26 protein-coding genes and 1 riboswitch are annotated in these 21209 nt (G+C 64.5%); of the genes, 11 read left to right on the top strand and 15 right to left on the bottom strand.

Annotated elements, in window-relative coordinates:
* Nucleotides 1-11 precede the first annotated feature (11 nt).
* From HD841_RS20475 to HD841_RS20455, 5 genes are all read right to left on the bottom strand, one after another.
* Nucleotides 12-344 carry an ArsR/SmtB family transcription factor gene (locus HD841_RS20475; protein WP_179510737.1) on the bottom strand — a complete coding sequence of 111 codons (333 nt, stop codon included), beginning with the start codon at nt 342-344 and terminating at the stop codon, nt 12-14.
* A gap of 532 nt (nt 345-876) precedes the next feature.
* On the bottom strand, nt 877-1359 hold the full coding sequence (locus HD841_RS20470) for a c-type cytochrome (protein WP_007406258.1): 483 nt from the start codon (nt 1357-1359) through the stop codon (nt 877-879).
* 14 nt (nt 1360-1373) lie between these two features.
* The gene (locus HD841_RS20465; RefSeq protein ID WP_007406293.1) at nt 1374-2609 is read right to left on the bottom strand and encodes a molybdopterin-dependent oxidoreductase; all 1236 of its coding nucleotides are present in this window, start codon (nt 2607-2609) and stop codon (nt 1374-1376) included.
* Nucleotides 2610-2698: 89 nt separating this feature from the next.
* Nucleotides 2699-3850, bottom strand: a complete 1152-nt coding sequence (locus HD841_RS20460) for a TDT family transporter (protein WP_007406242.1) — start codon at nt 3848-3850, stop codon at nt 2699-2701.
* Nucleotides 3847-4719 (bottom strand): LysR family transcriptional regulator, encoded by an 873-nt coding sequence (locus HD841_RS20455; protein WP_179510736.1) that lies wholly within the window; start codon nt 4717-4719, stop codon nt 3847-3849. Before HD841_RS20455 ends, HD841_RS20460 begins: the two co-directional genes overlap by 4 nt.
* A gap of 146 nt (nt 4720-4865) precedes the next feature.
* Between HD841_RS20455 and HD841_RS20450 the strand changes: the two genes are divergently transcribed.
* A complete protein-coding gene (locus HD841_RS20450; RefSeq protein ID WP_007406227.1) occupies nt 4866-5933 on the top strand; it encodes a molybdopterin-dependent oxidoreductase in 1068 nt (355 codons plus the stop codon).
* A complete protein-coding gene (locus tag HD841_RS20445) occupies nt 5894-6442 on the top strand; it encodes an MgtC/SapB family protein (protein WP_179510735.1) in 549 nt (182 codons plus the stop codon). Before HD841_RS20450 ends, HD841_RS20445 begins: the two co-directional genes overlap by 40 nt.
* A 51-nt stretch (nt 6443-6493) precedes the next feature.
* Here HD841_RS20445 and HD841_RS20440 read toward each other — a convergent pair whose 3' ends face one another.
* The 4 genes from HD841_RS20440 to HD841_RS20425 are packed head-to-tail and all read right to left on the bottom strand — an operon-like array spanning nt 6494 to nt 9578.
* Nucleotides 6494-7264, bottom strand: a complete 771-nt coding sequence (locus HD841_RS20440; protein WP_007406229.1) for an anti-sigma factor family protein — start codon at nt 7262-7264, stop codon at nt 6494-6496.
* Complete coding sequence (locus HD841_RS20435; protein WP_007406239.1) at nt 7261-7770, bottom strand: RNA polymerase sigma factor; 510 nt, start codon at nt 7768-7770, stop codon at nt 7261-7263. The genes HD841_RS20440 and HD841_RS20435 overlap by 4 nt, the downstream gene beginning before the upstream one ends.
* 1 nt (nt 7771) lies before the next feature.
* The gene (locus HD841_RS20430; RefSeq protein ID WP_007406255.1) at nt 7772-9211 is read right to left on the bottom strand and encodes a YncE family protein; all 1440 of its coding nucleotides are present in this window, start codon (nt 9209-9211) and stop codon (nt 7772-7774) included.
* Between the two features lies 1 nt (nt 9212).
* On the bottom strand, nt 9213-9578 hold the full coding sequence (locus tag HD841_RS20425) for a DUF305 domain-containing protein (RefSeq protein ID WP_219994278.1): 366 nt from the start codon (nt 9576-9578) through the stop codon (nt 9213-9215).
* Between the two features lie 163 nt (nt 9579-9741).
* Nucleotides 9742-9818: riboswitch (Fluoride riboswitch) on the top strand.
* A gap of 23 nt (nt 9819-9841) precedes the next feature.
* Here HD841_RS20425 and HD841_RS20420 point away from each other — a divergent pair.
* The 3 genes from HD841_RS20420 (at nt 9842) to HD841_RS20410 (ending at nt 12319) form a co-directional block, all read left to right on the top strand.
* Nucleotides 9842-11200: a voltage-gated chloride channel family protein gene (locus HD841_RS20420; protein WP_007406263.1), complete on the top strand. Its 1359-nt coding sequence runs from the start codon at nt 9842-9844 to the stop codon at nt 11198-11200.
* 25 nt (nt 11201-11225) lie between these two features.
* Complete coding sequence (locus HD841_RS20415; RefSeq protein ID WP_007406288.1) at nt 11226-11609, top strand: DUF190 domain-containing protein; 384 nt, start codon at nt 11226-11228, stop codon at nt 11607-11609.
* 143 nt (nt 11610-11752) lie between these two features.
* Complete coding sequence (locus HD841_RS20410; protein ID WP_004212894.1) at nt 11753-12319, top strand: recombinase family protein; 567 nt, start codon at nt 11753-11755, stop codon at nt 12317-12319.
* Between the two features lie 6 nt (nt 12320-12325).
* On the opposite strand, the gene HD841_RS20405 is transcribed toward HD841_RS20410, so the two are convergent.
* On the bottom strand, nt 12326-12616 hold the full coding sequence (locus HD841_RS20405) for a transposase (protein WP_244501673.1): 291 nt from the start codon (nt 12614-12616) through the stop codon (nt 12326-12328).
* On the opposite strand from HD841_RS20405, the gene HD841_RS20400 reads away from it, so the two are divergent.
* From HD841_RS20400 to HD841_RS20385, 5 genes are read left to right on the top strand one after another with little or no spacing between them, the layout of a single operon-like run.
* Nucleotides 12611-12784, top strand: coding sequence for a helix-turn-helix domain-containing protein (locus HD841_RS20400; protein WP_257015893.1), 174 nt, complete (start codon nt 12611-12613; stop codon nt 12782-12784). The two genes, HD841_RS20405 and HD841_RS20400, sit on opposite strands and share 6 nt — an antisense overlap.
* Nucleotides 12781-13422 carry a histidine phosphatase family protein gene (locus HD841_RS20395; protein WP_179510734.1) on the top strand — a complete coding sequence of 214 codons (642 nt, stop codon included), beginning with the start codon at nt 12781-12783 and terminating at the stop codon, nt 13420-13422. The genes HD841_RS20400 and HD841_RS20395 overlap by 4 nt, the downstream gene beginning before the upstream one ends.
* Before the next feature lie 44 nt (nt 13423-13466).
* Nucleotides 13467-14114 carry a nucleotide-binding protein gene (locus HD841_RS20390; RefSeq protein WP_179510733.1) on the top strand — a complete coding sequence of 216 codons (648 nt, stop codon included), beginning with the start codon at nt 13467-13469 and terminating at the stop codon, nt 14112-14114.
* 2 nt (nt 14115-14116) lie between these two features.
* On the top strand, nt 14117-14410 hold the full coding sequence (locus tag HD841_RS21045) for a ribbon-helix-helix domain-containing protein (RefSeq protein WP_373563082.1): 294 nt from the start codon (nt 14117-14119) through the stop codon (nt 14408-14410).
* A 46-nt stretch (nt 14411-14456) separates the two neighbouring features.
* Complete coding sequence (locus HD841_RS20385) at nt 14457-15410, top strand: replication initiator protein A (protein ID WP_093667151.1); 954 nt, start codon at nt 14457-14459, stop codon at nt 15408-15410.
* 519 nt (nt 15411-15929) lie between these two features.
* Here HD841_RS20385 and HD841_RS20380 read toward each other — a convergent pair.
* Genes HD841_RS20380 through HD841_RS20360 form a run of 5 tightly spaced genes read right to left on the bottom strand, consistent with a single transcriptional unit; the run spans nt 15930 to nt 18578 of the window.
* Nucleotides 15930-17441: a type IV secretory system conjugative DNA transfer family protein gene (locus tag HD841_RS20380; protein WP_445013698.1), complete on the bottom strand. Its 1512-nt coding sequence runs from the start codon at nt 17439-17441 to the stop codon at nt 15930-15932.
* A gap of 29 nt (nt 17442-17470) precedes the next feature.
* Nucleotides 17471-17755 carry a hypothetical protein gene (locus HD841_RS20375; protein ID WP_093667152.1) on the bottom strand — a complete coding sequence of 95 codons (285 nt, stop codon included), beginning with the start codon at nt 17753-17755 and terminating at the stop codon, nt 17471-17473.
* Nucleotides 17752-17979, bottom strand: a complete 228-nt coding sequence (locus tag HD841_RS20370; RefSeq protein ID WP_093667153.1) for a conjugal transfer protein TraD — start codon at nt 17977-17979, stop codon at nt 17752-17754. The genes HD841_RS20375 and HD841_RS20370 overlap by 4 nt, the downstream gene beginning before the upstream one ends.
* A 13-nt stretch (nt 17980-17992) precedes the next feature.
* Complete coding sequence (locus HD841_RS20365; RefSeq protein WP_093667154.1) at nt 17993-18322, bottom strand: conjugal transfer protein TraD; 330 nt, start codon at nt 18320-18322, stop codon at nt 17993-17995.
* On the bottom strand, nt 18315-18578 hold the full coding sequence (locus tag HD841_RS20360; RefSeq protein WP_093667155.1) for a hypothetical protein: 264 nt from the start codon (nt 18576-18578) through the stop codon (nt 18315-18317). The genes HD841_RS20365 and HD841_RS20360 overlap by 8 nt, the downstream gene beginning before the upstream one ends.
* A 151-nt stretch (nt 18579-18729) precedes the next feature.
* Between HD841_RS20360 and traA the strand changes: the two genes are divergently transcribed.
* The coding region (gene traA, locus HD841_RS20355) for a Ti-type conjugative transfer relaxase TraA (RefSeq protein ID WP_179510741.1) at nt 18730-21209 on the top strand (2480 nt) is incomplete at its 3' end.

The raw sequence follows: 21209 nt of genomic DNA, 5'->3' as shown, positions 1-21209 counted from the left end.
GGGGCGTCCTTTCAGCAGCAGGGGGTGAGTTCGGCGATGAGCGGCGCGCACAGCTCGGCATTTCCGGCGCAGCAATCCTTGATGAGGAACAGCGTCAGCGCGCGCAGGCCGTCCAGATCGGCACGGTAGACGATCGAGCGACTATGGCGTTCTGAGTGGACCAAGCCGGCACGCGCGAGAATGCCAAGATGCGCCGACATGGTGTTTTGCGGCACGTCTAGCTGACGGGCGATATCACCCGCAGCCATGCCGTCCGGCTCATGTCGCACCAGCAGCCGGAACACATCGAGCCGTGTTCCTTGTGCAAGCGCGCTTAGGGCGGTGATAGCCGAGTCGTTTTCCATATATCTAGCATAACGGATATATTGTGCGGCACTAGACCCTGCATAGCATTTGGCTGGCGCATCAGATCATGAGGTTGAAGGGGCTCCCGGCATTGCCGCGCTCGGGAGCCCAAAGGTGCAGGCAGCGCTACCAATAAATCCAAGGCTTACCGCGTTAAATGCGTCTAGACCAATAGAAGTGCGCTTGAGTGTTTCTGTAACCATGCCGTTGTTTCCTTCTCCGCTAGGCCCAGATTTGGGCGTCGTGTTGAGAAGAAGGTAAAGAACTAGCAGTGCGACAGAGACAATAGACAACGGAATCGAACCGGCTGCTGCCCAAATCTCTCGTATTCTATATCGGATCGCGAGGTTGCCGTCAATAATTTTGGGGCTTCAGTATCAAGCCTCTACAGCCTGTCTGTTCATAAAACGGCCGGGGCTGTTGAAAAATGCACCGCTGGCGCCCGGTACGTTTGGGGGTGGAATGACACCCCAAGGCATAGCGATCCCGTCTCGCATGGGATGGTATTTCGGGATTATGGAAGTAGATCGGTTAGCCGGTTCCACCTGAGACATCAGGAGCCACTTTGGGGTCCGGGTCCTGCGCCTTGCCGGTCGCGGGTGCCACCTTCTGGCTCGGCATAGCGGTGAGATAAGCAACGATCGCATCGACGTCCTTCTCGGCCACTGGCGCCTTATACACCTCACGCATCTTGGTGACGGTCGCCTTCCACTGATCCGCCGATAGCGCAGGCTGGGTCAGCGCCATGCTGGCTGAGTGGCACGAGGTGCAATTGGCATTGATGACGTCGGCGTGCGGACCGTCGGGGTAGGTCGCGTCGTCGGCCGGCAGGTCGACGCTGGTCGAGGCAAGCGAGAAGCCGCGCGCTGACACGCTGGCGGCCGGTGCCGGCTCAGACATCTCGGAGATCGGAACGGGCGCCTTGCGGCTGCTCGGCGCGCCGATCGAGACGAGGATGATGCCGGTCAGGCCGATCAGGCCAGCAGCCATCATGCCGGGAGACGGAGTCTTCATGATTTGCTCGCTCCTCAGGCCGCGATGATGGTGGTGGTTTCAATGTTGCCGCGCATGAACCCGCCGGGATTCCAGATCGGCTTCATCGGCTGAGCGACACCGTTGGTGTTCCAGCAGCGCACCATGATGGGGTTAGGCCCGCGTCTCAGCGGCACCCGCCCGTCCCAGCGCCGGAAGCTGTACCTGCCCTCGTCCGCTCCGAGCGTCGTCCTGTACCAGGTGCGGCCACCGTCCGACGACACATCGACCTTGGCGACGCCGCAATCGCCGCCCATTGCGATGCCGCCGACCGGGATCGACGCTTCATAGGCGATCGCCTGACCATCGGGCAGGCTGGTCATCCAGCTACGCGGGATCATGCGATTGATCGGTACGGTCGGGAAGTCCTTGGCACCGGGCGCGACATTCGCGCCGGGTGTCGCGGGGATCTTGTAGGCCTTGGCCATCCAATACTGGTCGTCAGGGCCGGGCAGTACCTCGATCGCGTTCAGCATCTTGACCCAATAGGTCGAGTACCAGCCCGGCACGATCAGCCGGCAGGGAAAGCCGTTGAGGAGCGGCAGTTGCTCGCCGTTCATGCCGAAGGCGATCATGACCTCGCCGTCGCGGGCATGGTCGATGTCGAGTGCCTTCTCGAAGTCAGGAGCGCCCGCCACGACCGGCTGATCGAGAGCGCCGAAGCGCACCTGCACCGCGCCTGCCTTGACCCCGGCGAGGTCGAGCACGTCGCGCAGGCGAACGCCGAGCCACTTGGCGTTGCCCATCGCGCCATTGCCCCATTGCGCGCCGGCGACGCGCGGCTGGAACAGCCCGCGGCTGTTGCCCGAGCACTGGTTCACCGCCGCCATCTCGACCCGTGGAAGGCGCAGCAGCTGAGCGAGGCTGATCGACAGCGGCCGATTGACGTGGCCGAAGACGTTGAGGCGGAAACTTTCGACGTCGATCGAGGTCGGTATGTCGGCCCAGTGCCAGCGGACGAAGAACTGGTCGTTGGGCGTGAACACCGACTTGTCGAAGACCTCCATCGGCGTCTCCAGCAAGGGTGGATGGACGCGCTGGAGGATCATGCTGCCCTTGCCGGGAAAGGCGCTGGTCATCGGCCGCTCGGCATTGCCGCCGGGCAGCTTCAGGTCGACGAGCTGCTGCGCCAGTGCCGGCGCGGCGGCAAGGCCGGCGGTGCCGAGCGCGGCATGGCTGAGGAAGCGGCGACGGCTGGTCTCACTCGCCAGCCCGGCGTCGAAATTGTCCATGACAAGGCTCTCCTGTGGCCAGTCACGCTGGCGGATCAAAGGGGCATTCTGCAAGTGATCGGACCGACTGATCCGATCATCATGGCGGATCAGTTCGGGGTGGCGATGCAGGGCGAGACGAACAGGTTGCCCCGCCATGCACCGGCTAGCGTCTTGGCACCGACCAGCAGCCACATCGCCGCGAGCGCAACCGTCAGCACCGTGCCGACGATACCGAAAAACATAAGGTTCAGCGTCGTGCCGAGGCGGAAGGTGGCGACGGTGTAGACGCCGAGCGGGAAGGTGTAGCCCCACCAGCCGAGGTTGAACGGCACGCCCGCGCGCCAGTAGCGGATGGTGATAAGCGTCGCGAGCGCCAGCCACCACAGGCCGAAACCCCAAAGGCAGAGCCCGGCGACAACGCCGATCCCCTGCGCGACGGTGCCGACGCCGGCTAGCCCGTGCGCGGTGAGGATCGCCGGCGCATCCGCGCCGAGCACCAGCATGCCCAGAGCACCCGTGCCGATCGGCCCCAGCGCCAGCCAGGAAGATGCCGCCATGCTTTCATGCGGCAACTTGTGGAGTGCCATGCGCAGGATGAGGATGGCGAGGATGCCAAACGCGACCGGCACCGAATAGGCCCACAGCACATAGGAGGTCGCGAGCGTCACTATCTGCGCGTGGGGATCGGTTAGATGCGGCGCGAGCAGCCCGCCGCTGGCGCCCGCCACTTCGGCAGCGACGACCGGCAGCAGCCATACGGCGGTCATGCCGTCCAGGCTGTGCTCGTGGCGGGTAAACATCAGGTAGGGGATCAGCACGCCGCAGGCGAGCGACATGGCGACGTCGATCCACCACAGGATATGCGCGACCGGCACGATGCCATTTCCGAACCGCGCGATGCCGAAGGCGAGACAGCCGTTGATGATCGTCGCCAGCCCCATCGGAATGGTCCCGATGAACATCGACACGGTGTTGTGCCCGAAGATGCGCCGCGCCTCGTGCCCGAACATCACCCAGCGCGCGCCATAGAGGCCGGCGAACAGCGCGAAGAGCGCGATATTGAAGAACCACAACACCTCGCCGACAGGTTTAAGCGAAGGCCCGATGCCGGGCACCTGCGGCAGCGCGAGGGCAAGGATGCCCGTGCCCATCGTCGCGGCGAACCAGTTGGGCGTGAACTGGCGGATCATCTCGCGGGGGTGATCGAGCCGGCTGAGCGGCTTGAGGCCGCTGAGAACGGAGTGCGTGTCGGCAGTCATGCGACCTGCTCCTTGATGAGATCCGTCAGCGCGTCGGCCGCGCGGGTGCGATAGCGTTCCTTGTGGCGCAGCGCGTGAAAGGCGCGGTCGGGCAGCCCGAGCGGCAGCTCGACGAGATCGCCAGCCTTGAGCGCGCGCGCGACGACCAATCGCGACAAGACGGCAACGCCGGCACCGGCCTCAACGGCGGTGCGCACCGCCTCGTTGGACGGCAGCGTCATCGCTATCGTCAGCTGGGCCGGATCAAACCCGCGCGTTCGCAGCACGTCCTCGAAAGTCGAGCGCGTACCCGATCCCTGCTCACGGACGATCCAGCGTGTAGTGCGCAGCCAGGCCTCGTCGATGCGTTCGGCTTCCTCGCGGCCGACCAGCACCATTGGGTCATGCCCGACATTCCAGTGGGCAAGCGCCGGTTCGTCCACCTCGCCCTCGACAAAGCCGAGTTCCGCCGCGCCGCTCAACACCTGCGCTGCCGCGCCTTCGGTGTTGTCGATCGCCAGCTCGACCGCGATCTGTGGGTGGCGTTCGTGGAAGGCGGCGAGCTTTGCCGGCAACCAATAGCTCGCGATCGTCTGGCTGGCGACGATCCGCAACGAACCACGCGCGAGCCCGGCATAGTCCACGAGCATCGTCTCGGCATGCGCTGCCCGCCCCAGCACCGCGCGCGCTTCCTCCAGAAAGCCGCGGCCTGCCTCGGTAAGCTGGATGCCACGCCCGACGCGGTGGAACAGCGGAACGCCGTAGCGCGCTTCGAGGGCCGCAACCGCCCCGGAGGCAGCAGACTGCGTGACGTTCAGCGCCTCCGCTGCCTTGGTGACGTGTTCGCGCTCCGCGACACCGACGAATATTCTGAGCTGCTCCAAAGTCATGCAGCATATATCGCGTACTTAGATCGATACTACCAACCGTTTGATATGGTCATTCCAATCTGGATATCGGAATGGTCGGCAGCCTTTCGTCTGCGATGGTCTCGAAGACTTGAAGCGTTACGCGTGCCCGCGACGTTTGATCGTCCATGACCGATATGATCGAGCGCAGTTCTGATCCCTACAATGCCGAGCCGACGCCCGGTGCGTTGATCGAGCGGTTTCTGACGCCGCAGGCGCTGTTCTACGTGCGCAGCCACGGGCCGGTGCCGGATCTGCCCGCCAATCATCGGATCGAGGTGAGCGGGAGGGGCATGGCGAGCCGCTTCTTCTCGGTGCAGGAACTGAAGAGCACGTTTGCCACGCGCACGGTAACGGCGGTTCTCCAGTGCGCCGGCAACCGGCGTACCGATCTCCAGCAGGTCGCCAACACCTCCGGCGATCCGTGGGACGTAGGCGCGATCGGCAATGCGGAGTGGACCGGCGTACGCTTGGCCGATGTGCTCGATGCGGTCGGCGCGCCGGATGCGTCCGAGCTGTTCGTGGCGTTCACCGGCGCGGACGAGGTGGACGTGGAGGGTGAAGAAGCCTTGTTCGGGGTATCGATCGCCATGAGCAAGGCGCGGGAGCCCGACGTACTCCTCGCCTGGGCGATGAATGGCGAGCCGCTGACGCCCGAACATGGCGCCCCGCTCCGCATGGTGGTGCCTGGCTATGCCGGGGTCCGCAGCGCCAAATGGCTGACACGGATCGAGGTGCGTGAAACGCCCTCCGAGGCACCGATCCAGGCGCACGACTACAAGCTCTTCCCCGCCGCTGTGACGAGCGACACCGTCGACTGGAGCCAGGGTCTGACGATCAATGCCATGCCGCTCAACGCCGCGATCTGCTCGCCCGGTGCGGGCGAGAGTTTGGCCGCCGGAGAGGTGCGGATTGAGGGATATGCCATTGCCTATGACCGCCGTATTTCTCGGATCGAAGTGTCGGTGAACGGCGGTCGCGACTGGCAACAGGCGACCTTCGCCGATGATCCGGAGACGCGCTGGGGCTGGCGGCGCTGGATCCTTGACGCCACACTTGCCAAGGGACGCCAGCACCTTGTCGCCCGTGCCTTCGACGAGACCGGGCAGGGACAGCCCGAGCGGCCGGATACGATGTGGAATTTCGCCGGCTATCTGTGCACCGCCTGGCATCACGTTCACGTGCTGGTCGAATGATCGAAGCATCAGCGGCACCGGACGTCGCTTTCTGGATCGATGCGATTGGCCGGCTGGTGGTGGCGACCGCGGCCGGGATGGTGCTCGGCTGGGAACGCTCGCGTGAGAACCGGCAGATCATGGGCCTGCGGACGCTGGGTCTGGTCGGTCTGGCGAGTTGCATCGCCGTTCAGGCGATCGTGCATAGTGGCTTGCCGAACGTGAACGCCGATGCCGCAGGACGGGCGATGCAGGGCATTCTGTCCGGCGTCGGCTTCATCGGTGCCGGTGCGGTGCTGCGGGTCGGCCAGGGTCAGGAAGTGCATGGATTGGCGACCGCCGCGTGCATCTGGGTGACAGCCACGATCGGCGCGGCAGCAGGGTTGGCGGTGTGGCCGCTCATCATCGGCGGGGTGAGCCTTGCAATGCTCGTCCTGTTCGTCGGCGCGCCGCTGGAACGCCGCATCCGCGAGCGAGCCCGTCTGACGCCGGCCGAGACCGACAGGAAGGATGTCGAGCGCAAGCCGTGATCGCGCTGGACCGCCCGGTGCCCGTCGGCGCCGGGAGGCGGCAAGGCGCTATCAGGATACAAGCGCGGCATCTGCCTGACGCCGGACTTCATCGGCGATCGGATGCAGTTCGGCCGCGGGTCGCTCGCCCACCACACTATAGCCGATCCCGTCGACCGCCCATGTGACCCGGCCCATGGTCCCGCTGGACGTGCTGGTCATGCTCGCGGTCTTGTCGATCTGCATGGGCCTCGTCAGCACCGCAAGTTTCGACGCTTGCGGTCCGTCGTAGAGGAGCAGTGCCGCAGGGCCGTGGGGCGTCGCGACCAGTCGCCCCCCGCCATAGCGATAGCCGGCCGTGCTGAGGTCCGGGATCGTGACGCGCTCACCCAATCGAGCGGAGGTCCATCGGATCAGCATGGCGCGCTGGTCGGGGCCGATCTCCGCCGGTCGTATCCGGTCGGCGGCATAGACACGGAAATTATCACTCGCCTCGTTGGCCAGCGCCGCGATGCCCGCGCGGGGTTCGCCGCTCCACCGCGCGCTCGACCAGCCACCGCCAAACCCCAACGCCAGCAGAAGTGACGCGGCGATGGCGAGCTGCCAACGCGGTTGCCGTTGCCGTCCCCTGATCGCTGCCACGCGCATCGTCGCCGGGATCGGTTCATCCGCGACGGGGGCGAACAGGGATGCAAGGGCTCGCGCCTGCTCCGCCTGCTCTCGCACACGGGCATGCACGTCCGGCTGGCCTTCAAGATAGGCGTCGACCAGGCGCTGCCGCTCGGGCGACAGCCTGCCATCGATCCATGCGGCCAGATCGTCCTCGCCGATCGGGCTGGTCATTGCACGCTCCTCAATCGCGGCCGTTCACCCTCCCGGAGGAGGGTCGCCAGACGGTCGCGCCCCCGCGATATGCGCGACATTACCGTGCCCAGCGGCACGCCGACTACGGCAGCGACCTCCGCATAGGGCAGGCCCTCGACCGAGACCAGGAGCAGCACCGTTCGCTGTTCTTCAGGCAACGCATCAAGCGCGCGCAGCAGGTCGCGGTGGTGCAGGCCTGTGTCCTGATCGGCCGGGCGGCCGAGCGCGGCGTCGTCCACGAGGTGGAGCGGAACCGCCGTACCTCGCCGGCTATGCTGCCGCTGATGATCGACCAACAAATTGTGCAGGATCGCATAGACCCACGGGCGGACCTCCGCACCCCGTCGCTGTCGCCAGCGCCCGACCGCGCGCTCCAGGCAATCCTGCACCACGTCATCCGCCATCACCCGGTCGCGCAACCACGACCGGGCATAGCGGCGCAGCCCGGGGATCAGCGGTTCGATCGCGGCGGCAAGCGGGTCCATCTCAGTCGCGCTGCACCTGCACGATGCGCCCCGGCGCGCCGTTCACCACCTCCGCAACCGCCAGAAAGCGCCGGGGTGTCGCGGTGCTGCCCTGAACGATCTGGCGGATCGGACCCGATGCGTTGACGATCGCCGCACCTGCCGGGTTGCTCATGAAGTTCGCAAGCGGCTCTACAGCGCCGCTGCCGTCCGCATTGGCGGTCAGTACGAGCATGTAAGGCTTCTTGGGCTGCAAACCGGTAACGGCACTCTGCACGACCTGAATGATGCCCTGGTCGAAGAGGGTGATGCTGCTTGCCGTACCTTTGCCGCCAATCGGCCCCATGGTCAGATGCAGCGCCTTGCCCGCTGTGCCGAGCGGCTGGAGATTGTCGGTGCCGGGGCCTGTCGGAACTGCGTTCGACACATAGGCGATCGCCTGCGGTGCCTGTCCGACCGGCACGGTAGCGACGACCGTGTTGCCGGCAGTGTCGATCGCGGCCAGCTCATCGGAATTCTCTAGCCCGACATAAACGCGCCGGCCGTCGCCCGATGGCCAAACACCGTGCGGCATCTTGCCGACCGGAATTGTTGCCACCGGCGTGAAGTCGGACGTGCGGAACACCTTGACCACATTCTCTCCGCCGACCGTCACATACGCGAACTGCCCCTTGGCCGTGCGGGCGAAATTGACATGGTTCGTGATAGGCCCGGTATCCAGCACCTTCAGGATCGCGAAGGGTGGCCGAGCATCGAATGCGACCGTCTTGCCGATGTCCTTCAGCGTAAACCACACTTGCTTGCCGTCCGGCGTCGCGGCGATGTTGGGGCAGAAGGGGCTTGGCTGCGCCACCTGTCCGACCTGCGCGTGGGTCGCGACATCGAACACAGCCAATACCGGATTGAACGAAGAGCAGACATAGCCGTACCGGCCATCGGGAGAGAAGATCGTCATGCCCGGACCACCGGGCGTCTTGATGCGCCCCGTCTCCTTGTACGTCGTGGGGTCGAGCACGGCGATATAATCCTCGCCGCGGACCGTGACCCACACCTCCTTGCCGTCCGGCGTGAAGAACGCCTCGTGCGGACTGCGCCCGACATAGGTCGTGTGCTTGACGGTGTTGGTGGCGGTGTCGATCCACGACACGGCGTTCGATCCGATCGACACGACCGCCAAGGTCTTCCCGTCCGGCGAGAAGCCCAGGCCGTGAACCAGCACCTGTCCCTTGTAGAGCGGGGAGAAGTTCATCGGCTGGGGATCGCCGAGTTTGATGACGCCGAGCAGCCGGTTGTCGGCCGGGTCGGTCACCGACACCGTGTTGGAGAATTGTTCAGACGCATAGACGCGGTCGCGGTGGCTGACGGGCATGTCCTTAGCGTTCCACGGCGCCTGCTGGGCCATGGCGAGGCCCGGTGCGGCGCTCATCAGCAAGGCGGCCGAGCGCAGGATGGTCCGGATCATGTCAGTGCTCCATAGGGCTATGGTGGTCGCCGCCCTGCGTCGGGGCTGGCGTCGAAGGCGGTAGCGGCTGGCCGATCGCCAGCTTCATGGCGGCGATCTCCTGCTGCTGATCGATGATGATTTCCTGCGCGATGCGCTTGAGCTGCTCGTTATGGCCGTAGCGCAGCTCCGCCACCGCCATATCGATGGCACCCTGATGATGCGGAAGCATCATCGCCACGAAGTCGCGGTCGACGTCACCGGACGGCTTGACCATCATGCCCGCCATCATCCGGTCCATCGCGACAGACATCATGGTAGCGTAGCCATCGGCGGGGGCGGCCGCGACTGCGCCGGTAAGTAGGGCCGAAGCCGTCAGACCCAGCATCCAATCTCGTCTACGCATAAGCCTCCAGCGCATCGGTCTCGAAAGCGTAGACGATGCTCGTCGGGGTTTATTCCGTGGCCAAAGCCATTTTATCGGTCCTCACCAAAACGATAGTCTCATGCTTCTGCGGTTGGTTGACCGGGTCGCGGTCGGACAGCATATGCGCAGGCACGGCGATGGATTTCCGCCGGGCCATTCGGTCGAACCGCCCTCGCAAGGGCCGATGATTCCTACCAGGCGCCGCAAGGCAGCAAGGAGGAATCGTGCGCGCGACATTTCGCAATCTCTATGACCAGTTCAACATGGCAGCGTTCATTCGCGATCGCCGCACCCATGCCACGTCGGTACTGCGGTGGGCTTTGATCCTGGTCCCGATGGCCGCAGCGGTGGGAACGCTCTGCGCGGCCTTCCTGCGGAGCCTCGACGCCGTAACCCGGCTTCGCTTCGCCTTTCCCTGGCTGCTCTACCTGCTGCCGATCGGCGGGTTCGTGGTCGGACTGCTCTACCATCTGACAGGGCGCTCGGTCGAAGGCGGCAACAACCTCATCGTCGAGCAAATCCACGAACCGGGGGGCGGCGTGCCGCTGCGCATGGCTCCGCTCATCTTCTTCGGCACGGTCGTGACACATCTGTTCGGGGGATCGGCGGGACGTGAAGGCACCGCCGTGCAGTTGGGCGGCAGTCTTGCCAGCGGGTTTGGACGCGCGCTCAGATTGGATGCGGAAGCGACACGCACCCTCCTTATGACCGGGATCGCGGCTGGGTTCGGCGCGGTCTTCGGGACGCCGATTGCGGGCGCGGTCTTTGCACTGGAGGTGCTGGCGATCGGTCGGGTCGAGTATCGCGCGCTGGTGCCATGCCTGGTCGCGGCGCTGGTCGGTGACTGGACCTGTCTTGCCTGGGGCATTCATCACGGCGTCTACCATGTCGATGCGCTGGTGCCGGTCGACGCGCTGCTCGTCGCCAAGGCCGGTGTCGCCGGCATTGCCTTCGGTCTGACCGGGCTGACCTTTGCCGAGGCCAATCACGCGCTGGGCGGATGGTTGAAGCGCGTGATCCCCTATGGCCCACTACGACCCGTTATCGGCGGGCTGGCCGTGATTGCGCTGGTCTGGCTGCTCGGAACCCGCGACTATCTTGGCCTGGGTACGCTCGCCGCGACACCGGACAGCCTGACCATCGCCAGCTTCTTTGGTCCCGATACGCACTCGTGGAGCTGGGCGCTGAAGCTGCTCTTTACCGTCGTGACCCTGAGCGCGGGCTTCAAGGGGGGCGAGGTCACGCCGCTGTTCTTTATCGGCGCGGCGCTCGGCAATGCGCTCGCGCCGATGTTCGGAGTACCGTCGGGGCTATTCGCAGCGATCGGCTTCGTCGCGCTGTTCGCGGGCGCGGCCAACACACCGCTGGCTTGCACGTTCATGGGGATCGAGTTGTTCGGCGCGGCCTATACGGTGCCGATCGCAGTCGCGTGCTTCGTCGCCTACCTCTGCTCAGGCCACAACGGCATCTACCTGTCGCAGCGCGTCGCTGTGCCAAAGGTACCTGCCGCACACCTCACACCCGACGCGACCCTGCGCGATGCCCGCACGCACCGCGCTTCTCGCCGGCGCACGCGCGCCTGATCCTGTTTCCTGTCGAAAGCCCGTCATGCCCAATCGTTTCACCGTCCATCACCGCGAAGTCGGGATGCTGCGCATCTATCTGAAACCGTCCGACAAGATCGGCCCGCGTCGCTTCTGGGGGGCAAAGCCGCTCTATCGCGAGCTGATTCGCACCGCGAAGGCGGACGGCATCATCAACGCCGTCGCGCAAAATACCCATTACGGCTTCAGCAATCACGAACCGATCCGGGAGAACGGCTCGGAAATTGCCGATCCGCATCTGACGATCTGTGTCGAACTGGTCGGCGATCGCGATCAGCTCGACCTCTTCTGTCGCCGGCATGGAGATCTGATCGGCGACAAGGTGATCGTCTACAAACGACTGGAGCATTGGACTATCACGCGCAAAACTGAGCTAACCAGAGCCTGATCGGCGTTCCCGTAAAGGAACCTCCAACGGGACAGCCGTCACTGGACACAAAAATGCGTCCTATCCCCGCCGGGGCTTTCCCAAAATATGTTCCCGAAATATGAGTCCCGAAATTCGCCGTTTTAGATGGGATAACGGGACTCATGCTGGTTGGTTATGCGCGTGTCTCGACTTCCGATCAGGACCTGACACTACAAACCGATGCGCTGACCAAGGCTGGCTGTGAAAAGCTGTTCACCGACAAGGTGAGCGGCGCGAAGCTGAACCGGCCTGGGTTGACCGAAGCTCTCAATTTCGTGCGGGCTGGCGATACGCTGGTGATATGGAAGCTCGATCGCCTTGGCCGTTCGATCGGGGGCCTGATCGAACTGGCGGCCGACCTGTCCGCTCGCAAGATTGATTTCCGATCGCTGACGGACGGGTTCGACACGGCCACCCCATCGGGCCGGCTGCTGTTCCACATTCTCGCCTCGGTCGCGGAGATGGAGCGTGAACTGATAAAGGAACGGACGATTGCCGGTTTGGCAGCGGCACGGGCAAAGGGCGGCACGGGTGGAGGCCGCAAGTCCGTAATGACGCCCGACATGCTCGACACCGCCCGCAAGCTGCTCAAGGCCGGCGACAAACCCGCGAAGGTCGCGAAGCTGCTACAGGTCGGCCGTTCTACCTTCTATCGCCACTTCCCTGCGGCCGAGCGCGAACCCGGCTAACCAGCGTCAGAAGATCGTCGCGTAGTAGGATTGCTCGAACCGGCCCCGACTGATCCGGGCCATGTGGTCTATCCGTTCCGGCACCGGGGGCGGGCGACGGGTCCGAGCCGGTTTTGCGTCGGTGCGGGCCAACAGCACGAGATTGGCAATGACCGCACCCAACAGAAACTCTTCCTCGGCACCGCGCAGACCGCGAAGGTGAAGGCGGGTCAGCCCTCGCTTACCTTTGGCATCGGCGAACACCCGCTCGACGCCCCGACGCAACCGCATCGACCGCTTAAATAGCGGCGTCTGCATCTCGCCGGGCGGCCCCCTGCCCTCAACTCCAGGCAGCTCCGCGAAGCCCGGTTGCTGTTGACCGATCCGGAGGCGACCGTGACGGCCGTGGCCGAGCGATACGGAGTGAGCTGCACGACGCTCTACAAGGGATTGCGAGAGCTGGCGGCCAAGGAGGCTGCGGCATGAGGGCCGTATTCGTCCGTCATGGCCAAAGCACCGGCAACGCCGGCGTGCCCTGCCATGACCTCGCGTCGATCGAGCTTACCGAGTTGGGATGGCGCCAGGCGCATGAAGTAGCACGGGCGTGGACCGACACGCCCACGCTGATCGTGACTTCTCCTTATCTACGCACCCGTCAAACGGCCGAGGCTACGATCCGGCGCTTCCCCGATGTGCCGGTAAAGGTGTGGCCCATCGAGGAGTTCACCTATCTCCAGCCTTCCCGCTGGAACGGCACGCGCAGCAGCGAGCGAATGCCCCATCTGGAGCGGTACTGGACCGACGCCAATCCGACCTACTGCGATGGCGACGGCGCGGAAAGTTTCGGGGCATTGCTTCGCCGCGCCGAAGCGGCACTTGCGCGGCTTGCCGCCCTGCCCTCCCCCTGCCTCGCCTATGTGTTCAGCCACGGGCAGTTCATCCAGGCGGTGCGCGCCGTCGTCATGGAATCCAATTTGGACGACCGAGGCAAAATGCTGCGCTTCTGGCGGAAGGGCGCGCCACCCGCGATCGGCAACGCCGAGCTGGTGCATTTCGCGTTATCGGATGCAGGTTGGAGCCATAAACCACCGCCCGTGAGCGGCAGCAGGGTTGTGCCGTTCTGATATTGTGCATAACGTCACAGTATCAGGAATGAAGGTGTGCACACGTGCAGATTATCACACTTGCAGCGCAAAAAGGTGGCGTTGGTAAGACGACGCTCGCAGTAAATCTTGCGGTTGCCGCTCAAGCCGCCGGGATCAGGACAGCGCTGTTCGACCTTGATCCGCAGGAAAGTGCGACAGCGTGGAGCGAACGGCGTGAGGCCGAGCTGCCGCATGTGGAGCCGATCAGCGCGCGCCGCCTCGACCAAGCGATAGATGCTGCCGAAGCAAACGGCTTCGCTCTGACCATAATCGACACACCGCCGGCCGCCGGTTCGGAAGCCGCAGCCGCAGCCCAGCGCGCGGACCTCGTGGTGATCCCTTGTCGTCCGTCGTTGATCGACCTCGATGCGATCAAACGAACGGCGCAGCTTATCACCAGTACCGGGCGAACAGGCGTGGTCGTGCTGAATGCAGCACCCCCTACCGCAACCACATTGCTGGACGATGCCAGAACGCTTGCCGAGGCGACCGGCTTACGGGTTGCGCGTGCTGTATTGCGGGAGCGCAGCGCCTACCGAGCGGCATGGCCTTACGGCTTGGGCGTCATCGAGCATGAGCCGAAAGGCAAAGCTGCCTTGGAGATTGCAGCCTTGCAGAAACACATATTTGATGATGTGATGAATTGCACACCTGCAAATGTGAAGGCTTGATTATGGCGAAACGGACTTCCTTGTTGGGGCCGGCAGTAGCGTCCCCCTCCCCCCGCGAACCCGAGCCGGATCAGCAGCCGGCCCCATCGACCTCGCCGTCCAATGCCCCACGGTCGGGTGGCAAGCGGCCAGGTAAGTATCACCTTGGGGCATATTTCGACCCGGCCGATCCTACGGCGGAGGCGTTTCGCGTTTTGGCAGCGCGAACCCGGCGAAGTCACCAAGACCTCCTTGCCGAAGCAATCAGCGAGCTGGTGGCAAAGTATGATGCCGATAAGCAATTTGGCCGTGTGTGATAATGTGCACACCTGCAAATGTGCAGAATGGCAGGATTGAAGTGGCATGACTAAACGCCAGAATCCTAACCCAGAATTTGATCTGTTCATCCCGTTGATGGGCGATCTCCCGCTGAAAGATCAGCGGGAGACGATGGAGCGGCCGTTCTTCTCGCTCCAGAAGCGCAAGCGGGTAAAGCCGATCGAATATAGCAGCCCAGACGGCGAGACGTGGGTGAAGATCGAGGCGATTCCTGCTTACGGCATGGCGACGATCTGGGACGCCGATATCCTGATATGGGCGGCGTCCACGCTCAATCGGATGCGGGAGCAGGGGGTCAACGACCTTCCCCGAACGCTCAAAACAACGTCCTATGACCTGTTGCGAGCTATCAAGCGCGACACCAGCGGCCGAGCCTATCAGGAGTTGCAGGCCGCACTCCAGCGACTTCAGACGACTTCCATATCGACCTCGATCCGCGCGCCCAAGCGGCGCACCAAGGCCGGTTTCAACTGGCTCGACAAATGGACGCTGGAGGTGGACCCGGACACCGACCAACCGCGCGGAATGACCATTACGCTGTCGGATTGGGTGTATGAGGGCATTATAGGGGAGCGGTCGCTGCTCACCATGCACCAGGATTATTTCCTGCTGACCGGGGGCCTGGAGCGCGCCCTTTATCGTATCGCGCGCAAGCACGCCGGCAACCAGAAGGGCGGGTGGACGTGTCGCGTCGAGGTGCTGCGCGACAAGACCGGCAGCGACAGCAAACCCAAAGAGTTCAACCGGATGCTCCGCAAGGTGGTGGAGGCTGACCAGCTCCCTGATTATGCGATGCAGATGACCGCAACGGCCGATGGCAGTCCTGCCGTACTGTTCCGGCTTCGGGGAGAAGCGGAGGCGCTGGCGCTGACAGCCAGGTTGGAGGCCGAGCAGGAACGGCGAAACAGATTCGATGCCGATCGCCGCCGCGCCGCCGAGGTGGACGACCTGATGGACAAGCTCTCCGGAGGACGCTGACTATCGTGGTATCACACACCGCAAGGGCCATTCGTATCAGAGGCGGCAGCGGGCAGCAGGCGCTGAGAGTGGGGATCGAGCAATAATCGACCTGCAAAGAGGTAAGCGATCATCGTGGGATCACACACCGGGCAGTCGTGGGATCACACACCGCACTATCGTGGGATCACACACCGAATCACGTGGGATCACACACCAAGCAGCTTCTCAACCTATTGCAGAAACGTGGTTTTTTGCCCTCTTTTCGGCACTTAACCTTCTTAACGATTCCTATTTAACAGAATCTCTTAACCCCACCGCCCCGCTCGAACAGAAGAAGGGGGATGCGGAATTGCCCTAAAGGGCAATGCGCTTTCGTTGCGTGCCGGCTATCGCCGTCACAGGAGCGGCCTACCGGCCGCAGGCTTCCGAGAGAAGCCAAGCCGATCCGGCGGTGTGTGGCCTGTCAGCGTCACGCTCGTTGAGAGGGCAGGACGGGAGATACCCCAAGCCTGTCGTCAGTTTCGCCGGTGTGTGCGATCACGCCGGATCGTAGAGGCCAGCGAACTCGCGTTCGGCATAGTAGCGGATCTTGCCGACGACGAGCGGATGCTGACCCTGCCGCAGCAGCAGGAGATCGTCGGGGTTCATCCGCATGATTTCATCGGGCGTCGCCAACCGGCGGGCGGCGACATGGCCGCTGGCGCTTTCCGATCGGGCACCGTCGCTGAAGATGCTCGCCGGACGAGACGTGCCGAACGTCTCATATTCGATAGTGGTGTCGCCGATAGTACGCGACAGCATGTCGGCGGTGGCAAGATCGTTGACCCCGAACGTCTGGATCACGCCGGCGTTGGACATGAAGGTGCCGGCGCGCTCACCATAGGTGGCCTTGAGCTGGTGCATGTCCTGGAGGATCGGCCAGAGCTGCATCCCGTAACCCGCCATTAGCCCCATCGCGCGCTCAACCGGATCGAGGCGGCCAAGCGCGGCGAACTCGTCGAGCAGGAATAGCACCGGCTTGTCCGGCCGGGCAGGGGAGCGCGCCATGTCGGTGACGGCCTGGCTCACCAGCAGCCGTAGCCAGCGGGCGTAGGTATCGAGCCGGTCAGGCGGCAGGCACAAGAACACCGTGCCGGGCCGCTCCTTCAAGTCCGCAAAACGAAAATCGTAACCCGACGTGCTGTCCACGATCCGCGGGCTGTCGAGGAAATGGGTATGGCGCTGTGCGGACGACAGCACGCCCGCGGCCTCGCGATCGGACTTGCCGAGGTGTCGGTTGGCGGCGCGCGCGATCAGGCCGTGTGCGCCGGTGCTGACCTGCATGTCAGCGAGCAGCGCGGCGAAGCTGGCGGGATCGCGGGTAAGTTTGTCGCGCACCGTCGCCAACGTGGCGAGGGCAGAGGGTTCGTGGATGACGGTGTGCAGGATGATGCCGGCGATGAGCGCCTTGGCTTCCTCGTTCCAGTGCGCCTCGCCCGATTGCCCCGGCGCATCGTGGACCAGCGCTTCGGCGACCGTCTGTGCATCTTCCGCGAGGTCCGGGCTGTTCGCATCGAGCCACGCCAGCGGGTTGTAGCGGGCCGCAGGACGCCCGGAGACCCCGAAGGGGTCCAGGCACCATACATCGCCCTTGCTGGCCCGCGTGCGAGCCGTGACGCGGGCATTCTCACCCTTGGGGTCGATGCAGATCACCGAGCGATCGAGCAGCAGCAGATTGGGGATGATCGTGCCGACACCCTTGCCCGAGCGGGTGGGTGCCATTGTCAACAGATGCGCCTGGCCGTCATAGCGCAGCAGTTTGTTGTTACGGCCTGATCGGCCGATGACGAGATCGCCCGAGCCTTCCAGCTTCGCCAGATCACGTCTGTCGCCAAAGCGGGCGGAACCCATCAACGTGTTGCGAGCCTGCCCACGGCGATTGAACTTCCAGATGCCGAACAGGACCAGGCCGGTGAGCAGGAACGGCACGTCGGTCGCAATTTCGCCGACGCCGAAGATGCCTTTTAGCCAGCTATTGCTCGCTATCAGAACGACGAAGCCGATCAGCAACGCCCAGAGTGGCCTGATACGTGCAGGCATCAGCAGACCGCGCCGGCCGGGGTGATCGCCAGCGCCGGATCAGCATCGGGATGGCCGAGCAGCTTCAGAAGGATTTGCGTGGCGAGTGAAGGCGGCACCCGTTCGTCGCGCATCATGTCGAACAGGGCGTCATCCTCAGGCGTCAGCACCATGCCTTCGATCGCCAAGTTGGCGCGGGCATCCTCGTCGTCCTCGCGCCACATAGCGTCCTCGTCCGAGCTACCGCGCACATAGTCCAGGGCGCGGACTTCTCTCCGCAGCATGTCGAGGTTGATCGTCGTCATTCGCCCGTCTCCCGTCCCGCTTCTTCCGCGTCGAACGCCCGCCGGCCGCGGCGCTTCCACAATGCTAGCGTATCTCCACCAGCCTCGCTCTTTGCCTTGCCAACCAACTCCAGCAGCGCGCCGTAGATTGTCGCGCGATCGTCGTCGGCGAGATCGACCAGCCCGGCTTTCTGAACGAGGCCGCCCAGCTCGATCAGGTGGCGGGTGCGCTCGCGGCGTTGCATGACCCAGCCCCTGCTATCTGTTCGCCGTTGCCCCGCTTCCGTCCGCAGCGTCGCTGCCCGGTTCAGTCGAAGCGCCCGATCCGTCGATTGCAGCAGTACCGCCACCCTTGCGCCCGCGCCGTTGAAAGAACGCCGCGCCCTTCGCGCGCCATGCCTCCTTCGCGCTCGCATCCTTCGATCCGATCGCGTCGAGCAGCACGCCGGCGAGCGTTTCAACATCGAGAGCATCGGCACCCGTTGCGGTGACCAGCGTCCCGAGCTGTTCCACCCGCTTCGCCTTGAGCGCTTTGGCCTTGTCGCCGAGCGCCTTCAGCTCCGCATCGTAATCGCGGACCTTACGCATCGTAATCATCCTCTTCGGGTTCATCCGGTGCGGCAGGAATATCCGACCACAGCAGTCCCGATGTTCCGTTTGCATCGACGCCGGGTGGAGCCTCCTCGTTCCACAGAACGCGCCAACCGTAGACCACGCCGTCGTCGCTGGCATTCTCGTCCAGATCAAAGGGGTAATCATCAAGCGTGTCGATGCTGATTCCGAGCGCTTGAGCGACATACGCATCGCGGCGTCGCTCCATCGCTTCCTCGTAAGCACGGCTCATCATGCTCTCCTTGTTCAGGCAGTTTGACAGAGCAGGCGGTGAGCGCAAGGACAAAGCGGAGCAAGTCAGTCAGGAGATGCGTAGCAGATCGTGAGTGCGCGCTTATACGTCGTTGCCGACGTGCGCTAAGAAGTGCATCATGACGATCGCGATGGCGATCTATCATTTCAGCGCCAAGGTCATCAGCCGAGCGAACGGCTCCAGCGCGGTCGCGTCTGCTGCGTATCGCTCCGCATCCGAGCTGCACGATGAGCGGCTGGGGCGTGACCACGACTTCTCGAACAAGGCTGGCGTCATCCACTCCGAGGTGATGTTGCCGCAGAATGCGCCAGAACGTTTAAACGACCGCGCCACACTCTGGAACGAGGTTGAAGCAAGCGAGAAGCGCAAGGACGCGCAGCTTGCCCGCGAGGTCGAGTTCTCAATCCCGCGCGAGATGAACGAGAAGCAGGGCGTCGCGCTCGCCCGCGATTTCGTCGCGGAGCAGTTCGTGAAGCGCGGGATGGTCGCGGACCTCAACGTGCATTGGGACAAGGCGAGGGACGGCAGCCCGAAACCGCACGCGCACGTCATGCTGTCGATGCGCGACGTGGGTCCGGAGGGTTTCAGCAAGAAGAACCGCGACTGGAACGGCACGGAGCTGTTGCAGGGGTGGCGAGAGGCATGGGCCGCCCACGTCAACGAGCGCATGGCCGAGCTGGGGCTGGAGGGTCGGATCGACCATCGCAGCTACAAGGCGCAGGGCATCGAGCTGGAGCCGCAGCACAAGATCGGGCCGATGGGAAAGCGGCACGAGCTGGAGGGCCAGCCGCACCGCAACGCCGACGACCATGTGCGGATCGCGCGAGAGAACGGCGAGCGGATCATTGCCGATCCGCGGCACGCGCTGGACAGCATAACCCGGCAGCAATCGACCTTCACCACCCGCGACCTCGCCGCGTTCGCGTTCCGCCACTCGGACGGCAAGGATCAGTTCGACCAAGTGATGGCCGCGGTGCGCGCCAGTCCCGAGCTGGTCGCGCTGGGCAAGGACGGACGCGACCAAGAGCGTTTCACCTCCCGCGACATGATCGCGACCGAGGCGCGGTTGGAAAAGGCCGGCGACGAGCTGGCGCGTCGCGGCGATCATGGCGTGTCCGACCGGCAGCGTGCCGGGGCGCTGAAGGCGGCCGAGGGGCGGGGGCTTGTCCTGTCCGGCGAGCAGCGCGACGCCTTCGACCATATCACCGGCGGGGAGGGGCTGGCGTCGGTCGTCGGCTATGCCGGCACCGGCAAGTCAGCGATGCTGGGCGTCGCGCGCGAGGCGTGGGAACGCGAGGGCTACCAGGTGCGCGGCGCGGCGCTCTCCGGGATCGCGGCCGAAAACCTTGAGGGCGGATCGGGGATCGCATCGCGCACGATCGCCAGCCTTGAGCATGGCTGGGCGCAGGGTCGCGATCAGCTCGGGCCGAAGGACGTGCTGGTAGTGGACGAGGCCGGCATGATCGGCACCCGCCAGATGGAGCGGGTGCTGTCCCATGCCCGCGACGCCGGGGCCAAAGTGGTGCTGGTGGGCGATCCCGAGCAGTTGCAGGCGATCGAGGCGGGCGCGGCGTTCCGGTCGATCAGCGAGCGGCACGGCGCGACCGAGATCACCGAGGTTCGCCGGCAGCGCGACGACTGGCAGAAGGACGCGACGCGCGCGCTGGCGACCGGTCGCACGGCCGAAGCGATCCATGCTTATGGCGACCGCGGTATGGTCCACGCGGCCGACACGCGCGAGCAGGCCCGCGCCGAGTTGGTGGATGGTTGGGATCGCGAACGTCAGGCCGATCCCGACAAGACCCGCATCATCCTCACTCACACCAACGCCGAGGTGCGGGAGTTGAACCAGGATGCGCGCGAGCGGGTCCGCACATCGGGAGGTTTAGGCGAGGACGTAGGCGTCACCGTTGATCGGGGCGCCCGTGAGTTCGCAGCCGGCGATCGGATCATGTTCCTGCGCAACGAACGCTCGCTTGGCGTGAAGAACGGCACGCTGGGTACGCTGGAGCGCGTCGAGGGCGGCCACATGACGGTGCGGCTAGATGGGGGCGGGCGCGCCGCATTCGACCTGAAGGACTATGCCGCGGTCGATCACGGCTATGCCGCGACCTTCCATAAGTCGCAGGGCGTGACCGTCGATCGCGGGCATCTCCTCGCGACGCCCGGCATGGACCGGCATAGCGCCTATGTCGGCATGTCACGGCACCGCGACGGGGTGCAGCTCCATTATGGACGCGACGACTTTGCCGATCAGCGACAGCTTGCCCGCGTGCTGTCCCGCGACCGAGCCAAGGACATGGCCGGCGACTATGCCGTGCCGTCCGACGAGGATCGGGTGCGCAGCTACGCCGAGCGGCGGGAAATACGCTGGCCTGAACGTGCGAGGGAAATCGTCCACCAGGTCCGCGACAAGGCCAAGGGCATGTTCGCCGGTTTCAAGCCAAAGCCGGCTAAGCTCTCATTCGATCGGAAGGGCAAAGGGGGGGCGATTAACACCAGCAGGGGGGCTGATTATCACCGTTCCGATGTGTCCTCGCTTGATCGGGAGGGCAAAGGGGGACCAATTAACACCGGTAGGGGGGCCGATTATCACCGCTCCAAAGAGCA

Source organism: Sphingomonas melonis, from assembly GCF_013409985.1.
Lineage (GTDB): Bacteria > Pseudomonadota > Alphaproteobacteria > Sphingomonadales > Sphingomonadaceae > Sphingomonas > Sphingomonas melonis_A.
This window is presented reverse-complemented; position numbering and strand designations above follow the sequence as displayed.

Bases quoted from the DNA above. Each gene is read 5' to 3' on its own strand.
- HD841_RS20465 (WP_007406293.1), bottom strand. From the start codon at position 2,609: ATGGACAATTTCGACGCCGGGCTGGCGAGTGAGACCAGCCGTCGCCGC.
- HD841_RS20415 (WP_007406288.1), top strand. From the start codon at position 11,226: ATGCCCAATCGTTTCACCGTCCATCACCGCGAAGTCGGGATGCTGCGC.
- HD841_RS20410 (WP_004212894.1), top strand. From the start codon at position 11,753: ATGCTGGTTGGTTATGCGCGTGTCTCGACTTCCGATCAGGACCTGACA.
- HD841_RS20360 (WP_093667155.1), bottom strand. From the start codon at position 18,578: ATGAGCCGTGCTTACGAGGAAGCGATGGAGCGACGCCGCGATGCGTAT.
- HD841_RS20405 (WP_244501673.1), bottom strand. From the start codon at position 12,616: ATGCAGACGCCGCTATTTAAGCGGTCGATGCGGTTGCGTCGGGGCGTC.
- HD841_RS20470 (WP_007406258.1), bottom strand. From the start codon at position 1,359: ATGAAGACTCCGTCTCCCGGCATGATGGCTGCTGGCCTGATCGGCCTG.
- HD841_RS20460 (WP_007406242.1), bottom strand. From the start codon at position 3,850: ATGACTGCCGACACGCACTCCGTTCTCAGCGGCCTCAAGCCGCTCAGC.
- HD841_RS20450 (WP_007406227.1), top strand. From the start codon at position 4,866: ATGACCGATATGATCGAGCGCAGTTCTGATCCCTACAATGCCGAGCCG.
- HD841_RS20435 (WP_007406239.1), bottom strand. From the start codon at position 7,770: ATGGACCCGCTTGCCGCCGCGATCGAACCGCTGATCCCCGGGCTGCGC.
- HD841_RS20425 (WP_219994278.1), bottom strand. From the start codon at position 9,578: ATGCTGGGTCTGACGGCTTCGGCCCTACTTACCGGCGCAGTCGCGGCC.
- HD841_RS21045 (WP_373563082.1), top strand. From the start codon at position 14,117: ATGGCGAAACGGACTTCCTTGTTGGGGCCGGCAGTAGCGTCCCCCTCC.
- HD841_RS20385 (WP_093667151.1), top strand. From the start codon at position 14,457: ATGACTAAACGCCAGAATCCTAACCCAGAATTTGATCTGTTCATCCCG.
- HD841_RS20395 (WP_179510734.1), top strand. From the start codon at position 12,781: ATGAGGGCCGTATTCGTCCGTCATGGCCAAAGCACCGGCAACGCCGGC.
- HD841_RS20430 (WP_007406255.1), bottom strand. From the start codon at position 9,211: ATGATCCGGACCATCCTGCGCTCGGCCGCCTTGCTGATGAGCGCCGCA.
- HD841_RS20370 (WP_093667153.1), bottom strand. From the start codon at position 17,979: ATGCAACGCCGCGAGCGCACCCGCCACCTGATCGAGCTGGGCGGCCTC.
- HD841_RS20375 (WP_093667152.1), bottom strand. From the start codon at position 17,755: ATGACGACGATCAACCTCGACATGCTGCGGAGAGAAGTCCGCGCCCTG.
- HD841_RS20455 (WP_179510736.1), bottom strand. From the start codon at position 4,719: ATGACTTTGGAGCAGCTCAGAATATTCGTCGGTGTCGCGGAGCGCGAA.
- HD841_RS20475 (WP_179510737.1), bottom strand. From the start codon at position 344: ATGGAAAACGACTCGGCTATCACCGCCCTAAGCGCGCTTGCACAAGGA.
- HD841_RS20365 (WP_093667154.1), bottom strand. From the start codon at position 18,322: ATGCGTAAGGTCCGCGATTACGATGCGGAGCTGAAGGCGCTCGGCGAC.
- HD841_RS20440 (WP_007406229.1), bottom strand. From the start codon at position 7,264: ATGACCAGCCCGATCGGCGAGGACGATCTGGCCGCATGGATCGATGGC.